General features: G+C 71.3%; 11 protein-coding genes, 2 tRNA genes and 1 pseudogene. 6 read left to right on the top strand and 8 right to left on the bottom strand.

Annotation, left to right across the window (positions count from 1 at the left end):
• Window positions 1-68 precede the first annotated feature (68 nt).
• Together bluB and DA075_RS24190 are read right to left on the bottom strand one after the other, a co-directional pair.
• Window positions 69-713, bottom strand: coding sequence for a 5,6-dimethylbenzimidazole synthase (gene bluB, locus DA075_RS24195; protein ID WP_099955388.1), 645 nt, complete (start codon window positions 711-713; stop codon window positions 69-71).
• Window positions 710-5,583, bottom strand: a pseudogene (locus DA075_RS24190) (NAD-glutamate dehydrogenase). The gene bluB and the pseudogene DA075_RS24190 overlap by 4 nt, the downstream one beginning before the upstream one ends.
• A 127-nt stretch (window positions 5,584-5,710) precedes the next feature.
• Between DA075_RS24190 and DA075_RS24185 the strand changes: the two are divergent.
• Together DA075_RS24185 and DA075_RS24180 are read left to right on the top strand one after the other, a co-directional pair.
• Complete coding sequence (locus tag DA075_RS24185; RefSeq protein ID WP_099955387.1) at window positions 5,711-6,367, top strand: peroxidase-related enzyme; 657 nt, start codon at window positions 5,711-5,713, stop codon at window positions 6,365-6,367.
• Between the two features lie 101 nt (window positions 6,368-6,468).
• Window positions 6,469-7,248, top strand: a complete 780-nt coding sequence (locus DA075_RS24180) for an ABC transporter permease (RefSeq protein ID WP_164712473.1) — start codon at window positions 6,469-6,471, stop codon at window positions 7,246-7,248.
• 331 nt (window positions 7,249-7,579) lie between these two features.
• On the opposite strand, the gene DA075_RS24175 is transcribed toward DA075_RS24180, so the two are convergent.
• The 4 genes from DA075_RS24175 to DA075_RS24160 form a co-directional block, all read right to left on the bottom strand.
• Window positions 7,580-8,517, bottom strand: a protein-coding gene (locus tag DA075_RS24175) for an IS630 family transposase (protein ID WP_164712472.1) whose coding sequence is annotated in 2 segments (ribosomal slippage) — window positions 7,580-8,166 and window positions 8,166-8,517 — 939 coding nt in all. Because the reading frame shifts where the segments join, the coding sequence is not laid out codon by codon here.
• Window positions 8,518-8,710: 193 nt separating this feature from the next.
• Window positions 8,711-8,795, bottom strand: a tRNA-Leu gene (locus DA075_RS24170).
• A 190-nt stretch (window positions 8,796-8,985) separates the two neighbouring features.
• Window positions 8,986-9,070, bottom strand: a tRNA-Leu gene (locus DA075_RS24165).
• A gap of 122 nt (window positions 9,071-9,192) precedes the next feature.
• Entirely contained in the window at window positions 9,193-9,498 is a 306-nt protein-coding gene (locus DA075_RS24160) for a FliM/FliN family flagellar motor switch protein (RefSeq protein WP_099956777.1), read from the bottom strand.
• A 59-nt stretch (window positions 9,499-9,557) separates the two neighbouring features.
• Here DA075_RS24160 and lipB point away from each other — a divergent pair, with 59 nt between their 5' ends.
• From lipB to DA075_RS24145, 3 genes are all read left to right on the top strand, one after another.
• Window positions 9,558-10,283 (top strand): lipoyl(octanoyl) transferase LipB, encoded by a 726-nt coding sequence (lipB, locus tag DA075_RS24155; RefSeq protein ID WP_099955384.1) that lies wholly within the window; start codon window positions 9,558-9,560, stop codon window positions 10,281-10,283.
• A gap of 174 nt (window positions 10,284-10,457) precedes the next feature.
• A complete protein-coding gene (locus DA075_RS24150; RefSeq protein WP_099955383.1) occupies window positions 10,458-11,591 on the top strand; it encodes an ATP-binding protein in 1,134 nt (377 codons plus the stop codon).
• Window positions 11,592-11,779: 188 nt separating this feature from the next.
• Entirely contained in the window at window positions 11,780-12,760 is a 981-nt protein-coding gene (locus DA075_RS24145) for a TIM44-like domain-containing protein (protein ID WP_099955382.1), read from the top strand.
• 81 nt (window positions 12,761-12,841) lie between these two features.
• Here the strand turns inward: DA075_RS24145 and rsmA are convergent, their stop codons facing one another.
• Both rsmA and pdxA read right to left on the bottom strand, forming a co-directional pair.
• Window positions 12,842-13,621, bottom strand: a complete 780-nt coding sequence (gene rsmA, locus DA075_RS24140; RefSeq protein WP_232388531.1) for a 16S rRNA (adenine(1518)-N(6)/adenine(1519)-N(6))-dimethyltransferase RsmA — start codon at window positions 13,619-13,621, stop codon at window positions 12,842-12,844.
• 53 nt (window positions 13,622-13,674) lie between these two features.
• A complete protein-coding gene (pdxA, locus tag DA075_RS24135) occupies window positions 13,675-14,697 on the bottom strand; it encodes a 4-hydroxythreonine-4-phosphate dehydrogenase PdxA (protein WP_099955380.1) in 1,023 nt (340 codons plus the stop codon).
• Window positions 14,698-14,853: 156 nt separating this feature from the next.
• Here pdxA and DA075_RS24130 point away from each other — a divergent pair, with 156 nt between their 5' ends.
• Window positions 14,854-15,234: a CCDC90 family protein gene (locus tag DA075_RS24130; RefSeq protein WP_099955379.1), complete on the top strand. Its 381-nt coding sequence runs from the start codon at window positions 14,854-14,856 to the stop codon at window positions 15,232-15,234.
• The last annotated feature ends 46 nt before the right edge of the window (window positions 15,235-15,280 follow it).

Raw genomic sequence — 15,280 nt, 5'->3', positions numbered from 1 at the left:
CGATCCTTGTATTGTACCTACTAGTATGTATCAAACTACGATGTGCGCAGCCCTGGCCTGCGTCCTGTTCACCGCTCCAGCATCGGCGCCTCCAGCCGTGCCTGCCAGCCGTGGCGCACCAGCTCCGGATCGGCGTGCTCCTCCGCCGGGTAGCCGACGCACAGATAGGCGATCAGCCGCCAGGCGGTCGGCACGTCGAGCACCGCCGTGACCTCTTCCGGGCAGAGGATCGAGACCCAGCCGACGCCGAGGCCGTGGCTGCGTGCCGCGAGCCAGAACGTGTGAATGGCGGTGACGGCCGAGTAGCGCAGCATCTCCGGCATGGTGGCGCGGCCGAGGCCGTGGCCGGCCCCGGTCGCCTCGTCGCAGAACACCGCCAGATGCAAGGGCGCCTCGCGCAGGCCCGCGAGCTTGAGGCTCCGGTAGGCGGCGGCGCGGGCGTCGTCGTAAGTCGTGGCCGCCGCCTCGTTGCAGCGCAGGAAGCTGGCGGTCACCGCCGCGCGGCGGTCCGGATCCGAGACCCGCACGAAGCGCCAGGGCTGGCTGTTGCCGACCGAGGGGCTGAGGCCGGCGAGGGCCAGGCACTCCCGCACCGCGTCGTCCGGCACAGGATCGGGGCGGAAGCGCCGCACATCGCGGCGCCAGGCGACCAGCTCCGCGAAGCGGGCCCGGAACTCCGCCCCGAATTCCGGCGCACCCGCCGACCCGGTCATGGCCGGGCCAGGTCGCCGAGCAGGCTCGCCGCCACCGAGACCTTCGACACCGTGAGGCCCGAGGCGGCGATGGCCGCGACCGCGGTGCGGATGCGGGCGAGCGAGGCGCCGCGGGCCTGGCTCCAGGCCTCGACCGCGGCGGCGCCCTCGGCGTTGAACCCGGCCGCCTCGGCCGTCAGCGCCCGGTGGGCCGAGGCAATGCCCGCGACCGCCCGCTCCAGCGCGATCCGGTCGAAGGTGTCGGCCACCGGCACCGCCCGGGCGGCGGCCGAGAGGGCGTTGAGGCGGAACAGGTCGGCGATCGCGAAATGCGTCGCGGCGATCGCCGCCGGCGGGCGCCCGGTGGCCTCGGCGACCTGGACGATGTCGGGTGCGGCACCGAGCTCGCTCAAGGCCGCGAGGCGGGCGGCCAGGGATTCCGGCACGCCGTGATCGACGAGGGCGCGGACGCGCCGGCTCAACGCCTCGGCGGCAGCCGGGGGAGGGCGCCCGGCAGGACGGCCGAGACCGCCGCGATCCCGTCGCGGTAGCGCTGCACCGCCGCCTCGATGCCGCCGGGCGCGGCCTCGTTGTTGCGGATGAACCAGACCATGCGCTGGCGCAGAAGGTCCTGCAATTCGGCGTAGAGGGCGAGCTGCTGGTCGCCGCTGATCGCGCCGTCGAGCCCGTCCACGGCCTTGTTGAGCTCGATCAGCCCGAACGCGTCCCGGGTCACCGCGTAAGCCGCCGCGATCGCCGGAGCCTCGGCGCCGGTCTCGTCGGAGAGCCGGCTGACAATCGTCGGCCCGCCGCGGTTGACGATGGCGTTGGCGAGGCTCGTGGCGATGATCTCCCGGCGCAGGCGGTGGCCCTGCACGGCATCGGGGTAGCGCGCCACCAGCACCGGCGGGAAGGACCGCTCCAGCTCCCGGGCGAGGAAGGGATCGTCCGGCACCGCGCTGTCGAGGAGCGCGTCCTTGAGCGCGAGCTTGGCGTAGGCGAGCAGCACCGCCAGTTCCGGCCGGGTCAGGCCCTCGCCGCCCTGCGCCCGCTCGGCCAGCGCCGCGTCCGCGGGCAGGAACTCGACGTTGCGGTCGAGACGCCCGTCGGCCTCCAGCGTCTGCATCAGCCGGGAGGCGAAGCCGGTCTCGGTCGCGGCCGAGCGCTGGGCGAGGGACAGGGCCAGGGTCTGGAGCTGGTTGTTGCGCAACACGAGGTCGGCCACCGCCTCGGTCATGCCGGAGAGGAGCGCGTTGCGGCTCTCCGGGCTCAGGCGGCCGTCGCGCTCCGGCGTCGCCAGCGCGATCTTGATGTTGACCTCGACGTCCGAGGTGTTGACGCCGGCCGAGTTGTCGATGGCGTCGGTGTTGAGGCGAATTCCGCGGCGGGCGGCCTCGATCCGGCCGCGCTGGGTGAGGCCGAGATTCGCCCCCTCGCCGACGACCCGGGCGCGCAGCTCCGCGCCGGTGATGCGGATCGCGTCGTTCGCCCGGTCGCCGGCCTCGTCGTCGCTCTCGGAGGTGGCGCGCACATAGGTGCCGATGCCGCCGAACCACAGGAGGTCGACCGGAGCGCGCAGGATCGCCTGCATCACCTCGGCCGGCGTCGCCTCCGCCCGGTCGAGGCCGAGGCGGGCCCGGATCTGCGGCGACAGCGGCACGGTCTTGGCCTGCCGCGAGAAAACCCCGCCGCCGGCCGAGATCTTCGACCGGTCGTAATCGGCCCAGGACGAGCGCGGCAGATCGAACAGGCGACGGCGCTCCGCGAAGGCGGTGGCCGGGTCGGGATCGGGGTCGAGGAAGATGTCGCGGTGGTCGAAGGCGGCCACCAGCTTCAGGCAGCGCGACAGCAGCATGCCGTTGCCGAACACGTCGCCCGACATGTCGCCGACGCCCGCCACCGTCACCGGCTCGGCCTGGATGTCGATATCGACCTCGCGGAAGTGGCGCTTGACCGCCTCCCAGGCGCCGCGGGCGGTGATGCCCATCTGCTTGTGGTCGTAGCCCTGGCTGCCGCCGGACGCGAAGGCGTCGCCGAGCCAGTGATGCGCCTCGAGCGAGAGCGCGTTGGCGATGTCCGAGAAGGTGGCGGTGCCCTTGTCGGCGGCGACCACCAGGTAGGCGTCGTCGTCGTCGTGCCGCACGGTGGCGGGGGGCGGCAGGATCTGGCCGTCGACGATGTTGTCGGTGAGCGAGAGGAGCGTGCGGATGAAGATCCGGTAGCTCTCGGTGCCCTCCTGCATCCAGGCCTGGCGGTCGGAAGGAGGCGGCAGGCGCTTGGGGAAGAAGCCGCCCTTGGCGCCGACCGGCACGATCACGGCGTTCTTGACCTGCTGCGCCTTGACGAGGCCCAGCACCTCGGTGCGGAAATCCTCCGGCCGGTCCGACCAGCGCAGGCCGCCGCGGGCAATGTAGCCGAAGCGCAGGTGCACGCCCTCGACCCGCGGCGAGTAGACGAAGATCTCGAACAGGGGCCGGGGCAGCGGCATCCCGTCGACCTTCGCGCAGCGGAACTTGAACGCGATGGTCTCGGGGGGAAGGCCGTTGCGGCCGAGCTGGAAGAAGTTCGTGCGCTGCGCCGCCTCCACCAGGTTGACGAAGCGGCGCAGGATCCGGTCCTCGTCGAGGCTGGTGACCTGGGCCAGGTCGGCCTCGATCTCGGCCCGCACGGCGTCTTGCGCCGCTGCCCGGTCGCCGTCTTGCCGGTCGCCGTCGCGGCGGGGATCGAAGCGGGCGTAGAACAGGGCGACCAGGCGCCGGGCCAGAGCCGGGTGGCGCGCCAGCGTCGCCGCCAGGTAGTCCTGGCCGTAGCGGATGCGCAGCTGGCGCAGGTAGCGCCCGAGCGCCCGCACCAGGGCGACGTCGCGCCAGCCGAGCCCGGCTTCCAGCACCAGGCGGTTATAGGCGTCGGATTCGGCGAGGTCGCGGGCGAGGGCGAGCAGAGCCGCCTCGACCGGGCCCTCGACCGATGCGACGTCGATCGCGCCGCCGCCGGCGCGCTCCAGCACCATGTCGTGCAGCCAGACCCGGGCGCCGGTCCCCACGGGCTTGAGGCGGTAGGAGCGCTCGTCGATGACCCGGAAGCCGAGATTCTCCAGGACCGGCACCCGCTCGGAGAGCGGCAGGGCGGTACCCCGGGAAAAAACCTTCAGGCCGATCCGGGTGTCGGGATCGCCGGGCCGGCGGAAGAGGTCGACCGCCCGGGGCTGCGCTTCCGAGATCCGTTCCAGGATCGCGATGTCGGGCAGCGCCTGGGCGCCCGCATACATCTCGCGGTAGCCCGCCGGGAAGGCGTCGGCATAGACCGCGGCGAGGCCGCGGGCGTCGCCGCCGCGGGCCGCTCCCAAGGCCTCGCGCAGGGAATCGGCCCAGGTGCGGGAGAGTTCGACGATGCCGGCCTCGAGCTGCCCCGCATCGATCTCCTCCGGCGGCGCCCCCGGCGTCGCCACGATGACGTGGAGGCGGGCGAGGGGCCCTTCCGGATAATCCGGCGCGATGGTCGAGACCCGGCCGCCCAGCGCATCGGCGAGGTAGGCGCCGATCCGGGCCTGGAGCCGGGCGTCGGTGCGGTCCTTCGGCAGGTAGGCGATCAGCGAGACGAAGCGGCCGAACTTGTCCGGCCGCGCCAGCACCCGCACCCGCGGCCGGTCGGCGAGCGACACGATGGCGAGGGCGAAGCGCAGGAGCAGGCGGGTGTCGATCTGGAACAGGTCGTCGCGCGGATAGGTCTCGAGCACGTGGACGAGGGAGCGCCCGGCATGGCTCGTCGGGTCGAGGCCGGCCTTAGCGAGCACCGCCGCAACCTTGCGGCGCAGATACGGCACCTCCTCGGCCCGGCTCGCATAGGCGCTGCCGGTGAACAGGCCGACGAGGCGCAGCTCGCCCGAGAGATGCCCCTCGCCGGTGAACAGCTTGATCGCCACCATGTCGAGATGCGCCCGCCGGCGCACCCGCGAGCGCAGGCTGGCCTTGGTGACCAGCAGCGCCTCCGGCCCCTCCAGGAAGGCGCGGATCTCCGGCGTCACCGCCACCATGGCGTCGCCGCGGCGCAGGACCTCGACGGCGGGATCGCGCAGGAGGCCGAGCCCGCTCCCCTTGACGCCGGCATGGTCGGCCCCGCCCTCGTCGCGGTATTCCCGCAGGCCGAGCAGCACGAAATGCCCGTCGCGCAGCCAGTCGAGGAAGGCGCGGGCCTCCGCCCGCTCCTCCGGCGCCAGGGGCGAGGAGGCGTCCGCGTAGGCCGCCGCCGCCTCGGCCAGGCGCTCGACCATCGCGGTGTGATCGGCCGCCGTGACGGCGACGTCGGCGTAGATCCGGGCCAGGCTCGCGGCGAGGGCGGCGCGGGCCGCCTCGTCGTCGATGCGGTCGAGATGGACGTGGATGAAGCTCTCGCGGGCGAGTTCCCCCGCATCTCCTCCGGCCTCGCCGCCGGTCTCCTGCGCCGTGGTCTCGCCGACGACCCGCACCAGGGCGCCGTCCGCGTCGCGCTCGACGCCGAGGATCGGGTGGGCGACGAGGCGGGGCTGGTAGCCGCGGGCGACCAACTCGGCCAGGGTCGAATCGAGCAGGAACGGCCGGTTGGCGTTGACCGCCTCCAGCACCGTGAGGTCGCGCCGGCGCCCGCCCAGCTCCACCTCGACGTCGGAGAGGCGTACCGCGCTGATCGTCCGGCCGGGCCGCGCCGCGGCGAGATGCGCCCGGGCGGCGAGCGCCAGGTCAGCCAGGGCCTCGGGCGGATAGGCGGTCAGGTCCTCCGGCGCGACGCGGCCGAAGAGGTCGCGGACGAAGCCGCCGGGTCCCCCTCGGTCCTCCGCCAGCGCCGCGGCGGCGGCGATCAGGTCGGTGCGGCTGGCCTTCGCTTCGGGGGTCGCGGTCGCGGTCGAGGGTTCCACGTCTGCTCGTCCTCTGCCGAGGTTGATGGCCGAGCGGTGGCACAGTGACTTGGCCCCCGCAAGCCCGGCCTCGCGTGTCGGACGCAAACTGCCTATAGCTGAGGCACGATGACGGGGAGGGCACGGGATGGCGGGCGCCAAGACGCGGACGGGGACCAGGCCGGAGGTGGGCGAGCGGCCGGCGCCGCAGGAGACCGAGGGCACCGTGATGGCCCTCGATCTTCCGCCCTCGCCCGACCTGTCGCCGGAGATGCAGGCCTACTTCGACAAGTGCCGCGAGAAGATCGGTTTCGTGCCGAACGTGCTCCTCGCCTACGCCCACGACAGCGCCAAGCTCGAGGCCTTCGCCACTCTTTACAACGACCTGATGCTGGCGCCCTCCGGCCTGTCGAAACTCGAGCGCGAGATGATCGCGGTGGCGGTGTCGAGCGTGAACCGCTGCTACTACTGCCTCACCGCGCACGGGGCTGCGGTGCGCGGCCTGTCGGGGGACCCGGTGCTGGGCGAGATGATGGCGATGAACTACCGCGCCGCCGATCTCTCGCGCCGCCACCGCGCCATGCTCGACTTCGCGGTGGCCCTGACCGAGGCGCCCTGGACCATCGAGGAGGAGGACCGCGAGGCCCTGCGCGACGCCGGCTTCTCCGAGCGCGACCTGTGGGACATCGCGGCGGTGGCGAGCTTCTTCAACATGTCGAACCGCATGGCCTCGGCCGTCGACATGCGGCCGAACCGCACCTATCACGGCGAGGCCCGGGCTCTGCCTGGCTTGGACGAGGCCTGACCGGTCACCCGGTTGCCGCATTGTGGGGCTAGGGCGCTCCGCGACTGATGAATCGGGTCGAGGGCGCCTGTGCGGGGCCGTCGGCCGGGCGGGAGCGGTGGATGGCGTACCAGGCGAAGTCGGCGCTCGAGATCCAGCTGGACGTGCTCGGCGCACTCATGCTGCGCGACATTCGTACCCGGTTCGGCGGCACGATGTGGGGCTACGGCATCGCCGTCGGCTGGCCCTGCGCGCACATCCTGGTCATCACCGGCTTCTACGTAATCCGGCACCTGCCCACCCCGATCGGCGACAGCGTCGTGTTGTTCGCCGTATCCGGCCTCTCGCCCTACATCATTCTCAACTACATGTCCCGAAAGATGATGGAAGGGCCGCTGCAAAATCGGCAGCTGATTTACTTTCCTCAGGTAAAATTCTTCGATGTCGTTATGTCTCGCGCCATTGTCGAGATTTGCACCAGCAGTCTCAGCATAGCTTTGGTCTTTTTCATTGCGGCATGTTGTGGCGCTCAAGTGTTACCAAGGGATCCCTTTGCGTTTTGTGAAAGCATATTGATCGCACTTTGCTTTGCCATGTCGATGGGGTTCACCAACGTCTTCATCTCGCAACTGTTTCCGCCGTGGCAGATCGGCGTCATCGTCCCGACGCTCCTCATGTATTTCACGAGCGGCGCGATCTTCGTGACGGAGTCAATGCCGGCGGTCATTTACGAGTACGTGCAATGGAATCCGCTCATGCACATCGTGAAGATCTGTCGATCGTCCTTCTATCCCGGCTACGGCGCAGATGCCTCGCTTCTCTACGTTCTCATAGTCAGTGGAACGCTCGCGATGATCGGCTTGCTGGGCATCCGCTTCGTGGTGCCGCGCTTCCTCAACTGAGACCGGCGCGGCATGACTTGGCTGCGCCTCGGCCACAGAGGGCGGGGCGACGGATCGCTCGGTCAGCCGCATCGGCTGTCCGGGCCGCTCCGGTTCAGGGCAGCCTGTCGTGCCTGTGCCGATGATGCGCAAAGGTGGCCAGCCATGTCCGGAGAGACGGTGGTGCCTGCCGAGGATCGGGATCGCCCGTTGCTGGGGCTGGTCCTTCGAGGAAGTTAATCCCGGGACCGCGAGGCAGGGGTGAGCCTGCGCTGACGCATGCGGAATGCCGCCCGGACGCGAGAGTCGGCGCTATAGCATTGCCCGATCAGGCTGAAACGTAGCGGTCTGTCTAGTATCCAGCTGCATTGAGGTAGTTGCGACACTCCTTTGGGGTGAAGGCAGCAAAGGCTTGGCGGATCGCAGCATGCAGGTCTTCGACCGTGCGCGCGGCTGCGGTGCGCAGCAAGGTTTTGAGTTTGGCGAAGGCCTGCTCGATCGGGTTGAACTCCGGGCTGTAGGGCGGGAGGTACACCACCCGCGCGCCAGCCGCCGCGATGGCCTCGCGCACGCCCGTCACCTTGTGGGCCTGAAGGTTGTCGAGGATCACCGTGTCGCCTGGCCGGAGCACTGGGACCAGCGTGTCGGTGACGTAGTCTAGGAAGCGCCGGCCGTTGGTGGCTCCATCGAAGATGGCTGTCGCCGTCAGGCCGCTCGTACGCAGTGCCGCCGTGACGGTGGTGGTCTTGTAGTGCCCGCACGGCACTGGCAGGCGACAGCGCTGGCCGCGTGGAGCCCAGCCATAGCGACGCGCCATCCGGGTCGAAGCGGCGGTCTCGTCGATGAACACCAGACGGTCCGGATCGAGGTCGAGTTGGCCCTCGAACCACGCCTGGCGCGCCTCCGCTACGTCCGGTCGGTCCTGCTCGGCGGCGTGAAGAGCCCCTTTTTACGGGTGATGCGATGGCGGGCCAGGAAGCGCGACAGGCTGCTGGTGCTGGTGGCGACGCCCTGCTCGGCCAAGGCGTCGCGCAGTTCCGACAGCACGATGTTGCCGCGCTCCTCGCACAGCCTCAGGATCCGCGGGGCGTGGGCCTCGATGATCTGCGAGCGCTGGTCTCCGCCCATCGGCTTGGGCCGGACGTGGCCGTCCCGGAGATGGCGGGCGTGCCAGCGGCTGACGCTGGCGGCGCTGACACCGAACCGCTCGCCAGCCTGGCGGCAAGACGCGCCCGCCAGGACAGCGGACACCACACGCTCACGCAGATCGAGGGACAAGGGTGAGGTCATCGCTGGCTCCTCCACCCAACCAACGCCCAAAACAACTTGGCCGTTGCAGGACGATCGCACAGCGCTCTAGGGTGGGGGCTGGGAAATCGCAGTCTGATCCGTGGGAGATCAATGTCCTCGTCTCTCGGCGCGGCCAGCGCCCGAAGAGACGGGTCCTTCGACAAGGATTCCGACATCCTGCTCACAGGCAGGATGGTGCGGCCGAGAGGACTCGAACCTCCACTGGTTGCCCAACTAGCACCTCAAGCTAGCGCGTCTACCAATTCCGCCACGGCCGCGGAGCAGGCTGGATATCGAAATGGGGTCCAGCCGAATTGAAACAAACTGATAAAACTCAACGCCATGACCGCCACACGGCCCGACGTCTCGGCAACCTCACTCGGAACTAGCCTCGACGAGGATCGAGACTCTCACGCCGAATGCGGTCTCCATCCCATCCCGCCGCGGTGCAAGACCCTGCAGGATGAATGGTGCGGCCGAGAGGACTCGAACCTCCACTGGTTGCCCAACTAGCACCTCAAGCTAGCGCGTCTACCAATTCCGCCACGGCCGCGGATGCTTGCTCTCGCCGGAACCGGCGGGGCGGGGGTGAGACCCGTCCGAAGCGAGGCTGCGAATACCAGTCCCCTCCCGGGGACGCAAGCGCCCCGATGCGGATCCGGCGAACATTCTCGCCTAGAGGGCGTCCGACAGGGCGTTCAGAAGGCCGGCGCTGCCGTCGCCGATGCGGACGCCCGGCTCGCGCACCACCTCGGCCTTGCGGATCAGCTCCGTGACCTCCACGGAGATGCGGTTGCCGGTGACCACGATCTGCCCGCGGGCGATCGGGTGGTTGTTGGCGAGGATCTCGACCATATCGGAATCGGTGGAATCGAGCTCGATCACCGCGCCGCGGCCCATGCGCAGCAGCATATGGATCGGCATCCGGGTCCGCCCGAGCACGACCGCGAGGTCCACCTTGAGAATGTCGAGGACTGCCAACGGACGCACCCACCTGACGACGAAGCGATGACCGAACAATCCGATCTTATGGTGAAGTCTTGGTAAACGACCGGCTCGCAACCGTCCCGGGCAGCCTCCTGCCCGCGCCCGGCAGCCCCCCCGTCGAGTGGGTGGTGCGCGACGCGCTCCTCGATTACCGCGAGGCGGAACGCGCGATGGAGGCGCGGGCCGCCGCGATCGTCGAGGGCCGCGCCCTGGAGCGCGTCTGGCTCGTCGAGCACCCGCCGCTCTACACCGCCGGCACCTCTGCCAAGGAGGCCGACCTGGTGGCGCCGGAGCGCTTCCCGGTCCACCGTACGGGCCGGGGCGGGCAATACACCTATCACGGCCCCGGCCAGCGGGTGGCCTACGTGATGCTCGACCTCAACCGGCGACGGCCGGACCTGCGCGCCTACGTGGCCGCCCTGGAGGCCTGGCTGATCGACACTCTCGAGGCGTTCACGGTGCGGGGCGAACGCCGGGAGGACCGGGTCGGCGTCTGGGTGCGCCGGCCGGAGAAGGGGCCGGGCGTCGAGGACAAGATCGCGGCGATCGGCATCCGGGTGCGGCGCTGGGCGACCTTCCACGGCATCAGCCTGAACGTCGAGCCGGACCTGTCGCATTTCTCCGGCATCGTCCCCTGCGGCGTGCGCGAGCACGGCGTCACCAGCCTGGTCGATCTCGGCCGGCCGGTGACGATGCCGGAGGTCGACGCGGTGCTGCGGGCGCGCTTCGAGACGATCTTCGGGCCGACGGTCCTGGTTGACGACGATGGGCGGGCTTAAGCCGGACAGCACCGGGCATCGCGGTTTCCACGCTGCCCGGACTTGCTCTAGAGTGGCGCAAGACCGCTGCTCCAGGTTTTTGATTCTACTGCGTGTTCCGACGGATCAGTGACCGGTTCGCCAGACAATGCCCAAGGCGGGCGGCCCCGGCCCGCGCATCACGGAGGTCCGCCCGTGCCGGATGTCCCCGCGCCAGTGCCGGCCGCTGAGGCGCCGGGGGAGGGCGGGACCCTGCGCGCCGCGCTCGCGGCCGCTCCCCTGCCGTCTCTGCTGGTCGCGCCCGGCCCGGCGGGCGAGATACTCTTCGTCAACCCGGCCGCCCTCGCCCTCCTCGGCGAGGCGCCCGCCGGCGTCGCGGCGTTGGGCGCCGAGCCCGAGGCCGAGGCGTCCTTGCGCGCGCTCCTGTCAGCCGGCGGCCCGGCCAGCGCCGAGGTGCTGCTGCGCCGGCGCGACGGGGCGACGCTCTGGGCGCTCCTCCACCTCTCGCCGGTCCCGGGAGCGGAGCCGTCCGGCCTGATCCAGGTCGTCGAGACCTCGCGCCGGCGCGACGTCGAGGCGGCGCTCGCCCTCGCGCAGCGCCGCGAGGCGCTCGGCCAGCTCACCAACGGCGTCGCGCACGAGTTCAACAACCTGCTGCAGATCCTGGTCGGCTACGTCGACGGCCTGCGCCGGCGCCTCGGCGAGCATCCGGACGCCTTCGTGCAGCGGGCGCTCAGCCGCTCGACCGACGCCGCCGAGCGCGCCTCCTCGCTGACCCGCCACCTCCTGGCCTTCTCGCGCCGGCACAAGCCGGAGCCGCGGCCGGTCGACCTCAACGGGCTCCTGCGCGGCTATCGCGAGCACGCCCAGGGCCTGCTCGGGGAGGGGGTTGCCCTCGACCTCGACCTCGCCGAGGATCTGTGGATCGCCTGCCTCGATCCGGTCCAGACCGAGCTGATCCTGCAGATCCTGCTGCGCAACGCCGCCGAGGCGATGCCGGCGGGCGGGCGCGTCACGGTCGAGACCCGCAATCACGGCGGCGAGGGGGTGGCGGCCGACGGGGCGGCGGGCCGGCACGTCGCGTTGACGCTGGCGGATACCGGCGACGGCATGGCGCCGGAGGTGCTGGCCCGGGCGCTGGAGCCGTTCTTCACCACCCGGGAGCCCGGCCGCGGCACCGGCCTCGCCATCCTCAACGCCCTGGTCAAGCGCCAGAACGGCGCCGTCGCCCTGCGCAGCAGCCCCGGCGAGGGCACGACCGTGCGCCTCACCTTCCCGGCCGCCGAGATCCTGCGGCCGCGGCCGCAACGAAGTGCCGCCACGGGCTAATCCCGGACATCTCAAAAATTTATCGCTTGGCAGATCTGGCGCCGATCGGCGACTCTTCATCGGGTGTAGTTACAAACAGGAAGGCATCCGGCGCGATGCCTCCCTTCTACTGCGCCACCCGCACCCCCATATGCATGGCAAGGGGCGGGACGCCCCTCACTGGTGACGGCACGAGGCGATACGAACCGATGATGACCACCTTCTCCCGTGGCCGCCGGACGGCCCTGGCTTTCGGCCTGGCGGCCCTGATGGCCGTGGCGGCGACGGCCGGCGAGGCGCGTCCCGGCGGCGGCTCCTCGATGGGGTCCCGTGGCTCCAAGACCTTCTCGGCCCCGCCCCCCACCGCGACCGCCCCCGGCGCCCCGGCGCCGATGCAGCGCTCGATGACGCAAGCAGGCCCGCAGATGGGCGCCCCGGCCGCGCCGCAGCGGCGCTTCGGCGGCGGCTTCTTCGCCGGCCTGCTCGGCGCGGGCCTGCTCGGCGCGCTGGTCGGCGGCGGCTTCTTCGGCGGCCTCGGCGGCATCGCCTCGTTCCTCGGCCTGCTGCTGCAGATCGGCCTGCTGGTCGGCGTGGTGATGCTGGTCCTGCGCTTCTTCCGCCGCCGTCAGGCCGAGCCGGCCATGGCGGGCGCCTATAACCGTAGCGGCCCGGCGGCCGGTCCCCGTCCGGGCGGTCCTCTCGGTGGCAATCCTCTCGGTGGCAATCCGCTGGGTGGCTTGGCCGGCCTCGGCGGCGGCGCGGCCGCGCAGGCCCGCCCGGCCCAGCGCGACGAGGTCGGCATCGGCCCGCAGGATTTCGAGGCGTTCGAGCGCACGCTCGGCCAGGTCCAGCTGGCCTACGGCGCCGAGGACATCGGTACCCTGCGCCGCCTGACGACGCCGGAGATGGCCAGCTACTTCACCGAGGAGCTGCGGGCCAACACCGCCCGCGGCCTGGTCAACAAGATCGCCGACGTGAAGCTGCAGCAGGGCGACCTCGCCGAGTCCTGGCGCGAGGGTCCGGTCGACTACGCCACCGTGGCGATGCGCTACACCCTGCGCGACGCGCTGATCGAGCGCGCCAGCGGCCGGGTCGTCGAGACCAACCCGCCCGAGGCGACGGAGGTCTGGACCTTCCTGCGCGAGCGCGGCGGCCCATGGGTGGTCTCGGCCATCCAGCAGACCCGCTAACGGTTCTGCCGCCGGGAGCCACGCTCCCTGCGGCCCTTGCGAAGCCCCCGATTCCGTCCGGAATCGGGGGCTTCGTCGCATTCAGAGCACCCGCGCCATCGCCACGAACCCCTCGACCGGCACCTCCTCGGCCCGTGCCGTCTCCGGAACGCCGGCGGCGGCGAGCAGGCGGGCAGGGTCCGGGGTCGCGGCCTTGAGGCTCTGGCGCAGCATCTTGCGGCGCTGGCCGAAGGCGGCGCCGGTCACGGCTTCGAGGGCCCGGACCCGGCAGGGCAGGGGCTCGGGCCGCGGCACCAGCCGCACCACGCTCGATGTCACCTTCGGCGGCGGCACGAAGGCGGAGGGCGGCACGTCGAACAGGATCTGGGCCTGCGTGCGCCAGCCGCACAGCACCCCGAGCCGGCCGTAATTCGCCCGGTCGCCCTCGTCGGCGACGATGCGCTCGGCGACCTCGCGCTGGAACATCAGGGTCAGCGAGTCCCACCAGGGCGGCCAGGCCTCCGGCGTGAGCCAGCCGGTGAGGAGCGGCGTGCCGACATTGTAGGGGAGGTTCGCGACGATGCGGGCCGGCCCTTCGCCGATCAGCGGCCGCGGGTCGAAGTCCAGGGCGTCGGCCTCCACCACCTCCAGGCGGCCGGGGTAATGCGCGGCGATCTCGGCGAGCGCCGGCAGGGCGCGGGGATCGCGCTCGACCGCGATCACCTTGGCCGCGCCGTGCATCAGGAGCGCCCGGGTCAGGCCGCCGGGACCGGGGCCGACCTCGACCACCGTCACGCCCTCGAGCGGCCCCGACGACCGGGCGATCCGGCCGGTGAGGTTCAGGTCGAACAAGAAATTCTGGCCGAGCGAGCGGCGGGGCATCAGGTCGTGCGCCTGCACCACCTCCCGCAGCGGCGGCAGACCGTCCGGGGCGCTCACGCCGACGCTCCTTCTTGGGTTCGGGTCAGCCGGCCGGCGAGCTTCAGGGCGGCGATCAGGCTGTCGGGCTTGGCGAGGCCCTTGCCGGCGATGTCGAAGGCGGTGCCGTGGTCGGGCGAGGTGCGCAGGAAGGGCAGCCCGAGGGTCACGTTCACGCCCTCGTCGAAGGCGATCGTCTTGATCGGGATCAGGGCCTGGTCGTGGGTCGGGGCGAGCGCCACGTCGTAGGTGGCCCGGGCGCGGGCGTGGAACAGGGTATCGGCCGGGTGCGGGCCCGTGATGGCGATCCCCTCCGCCCGCAAGGCCTCGATGGCGGGCGCCAGCACGTCGCGATCCTCGGTGCCCATCGTGCCGGCCTCGCCCGCATGCGGGTTGAGCCCGGCGAGCACCAGGCGCGGGGCGCGCAGGCCGAAGCGGGCCCGCATGTCCCGGTCGACGATGCGGGCAGTCTCGACCACGAGGTCGGCGGTGAGGAGGTCGGGCACCCGGCGGAGCGCCACGTGGATCGTCACCGGCACCACCGCCAATTCTGCCGACCACAGCAGCATCACGGGCGTCGGCGGGGCTTCGCCGGGCTCGGCGGCGAGGGCGGCCAGGTATTCGGTGTGGCCGGGATGGCGGAAGCCCGCCTCGTAGAGGACGTGCTTGGCGATCGGGTTGGTGACGAGGGCCGGCGCCCGGCCGGCCTGCACCAGCCGCACCGCCTCCTCGATCGAGGCGAGGGTTCCGGCCGCGCTCGCCGGATCGGGTCGGCCGGGCTCGGCCGCGACCGTGAGCCCGTCCGGCAGGCGCATCACCGGCAGGGCGTGGGCGAAGGCGTCCGCCGCATTCTCGGGCGTCGCGTCGGCGAGCGGCACCGCGAGGCCGAGCCGGGCGGCGATGTTTTTCAGGAAATCCGGGTCGCCGATGACGAAGAACGGTGCCAGGCCGTGCTCTTCCCGGGCGAGCCAGGCCCGCAGGGTGATCTCCGGGCCGATCCCGGCCGGATCGCCCTGTGTCAGCGCGAGGGCTGTGGTCATCGCGGGTCCCGTTGCGTGGTGGCGCCTCTCCTCGCGCCATCGCATCCCGGCTCCCGCCGGGCAAGCGCCGCGTGCTCCTTGAAGCGAACCTTCCGTTGCGGCGGCGGTTGGCTTCGGACACCCTTCGACAGTCCAGCTCTCGGATCAATCCGCCCCATGGCAAGCGTCGCCTTCGACACGCTGACGTTCGCCCGGACCTTGCGCGACAAAGCGCAGCTGTCGCCGGAGCAAGCGGAAGGGTTCGCCGTTGCCGTCTCGGAAGCCGTTCAGGGCGATCTCGCGACGAAGAGTGGCTTGCAAACTCTGGATACGGGGTTGCGCCATGAGATGCAGGCGCTTCGGACGGATTTGACGCACGACATGCAGACGCTCCGGACCGAACTCAAATCGGAGCTACGCGAGCCCGAGTCTCGCCTGGAGACCAAGCTGGAGCATCAGCGCTCGGAGACCATCAAGTGCACGTTTGGAACGATCGGGTTCCGGACGCTGATCATCCTCGGCGCGGTCATCGCGCTCGTGCGCGTCGTCCGCCCCTGAGCCGGCAGGCGCCCTGGTCATGTCATGCGCCCCGGCGAACGGGGCG

Source organism: Methylobacterium currus (assembly GCF_003058325.1).
Taxonomy (GTDB): domain Bacteria; phylum Pseudomonadota; class Alphaproteobacteria; order Rhizobiales; family Beijerinckiaceae; genus Methylobacterium; species Methylobacterium currus.
This window is presented reverse-complemented; position numbering and strand designations above follow the sequence as displayed.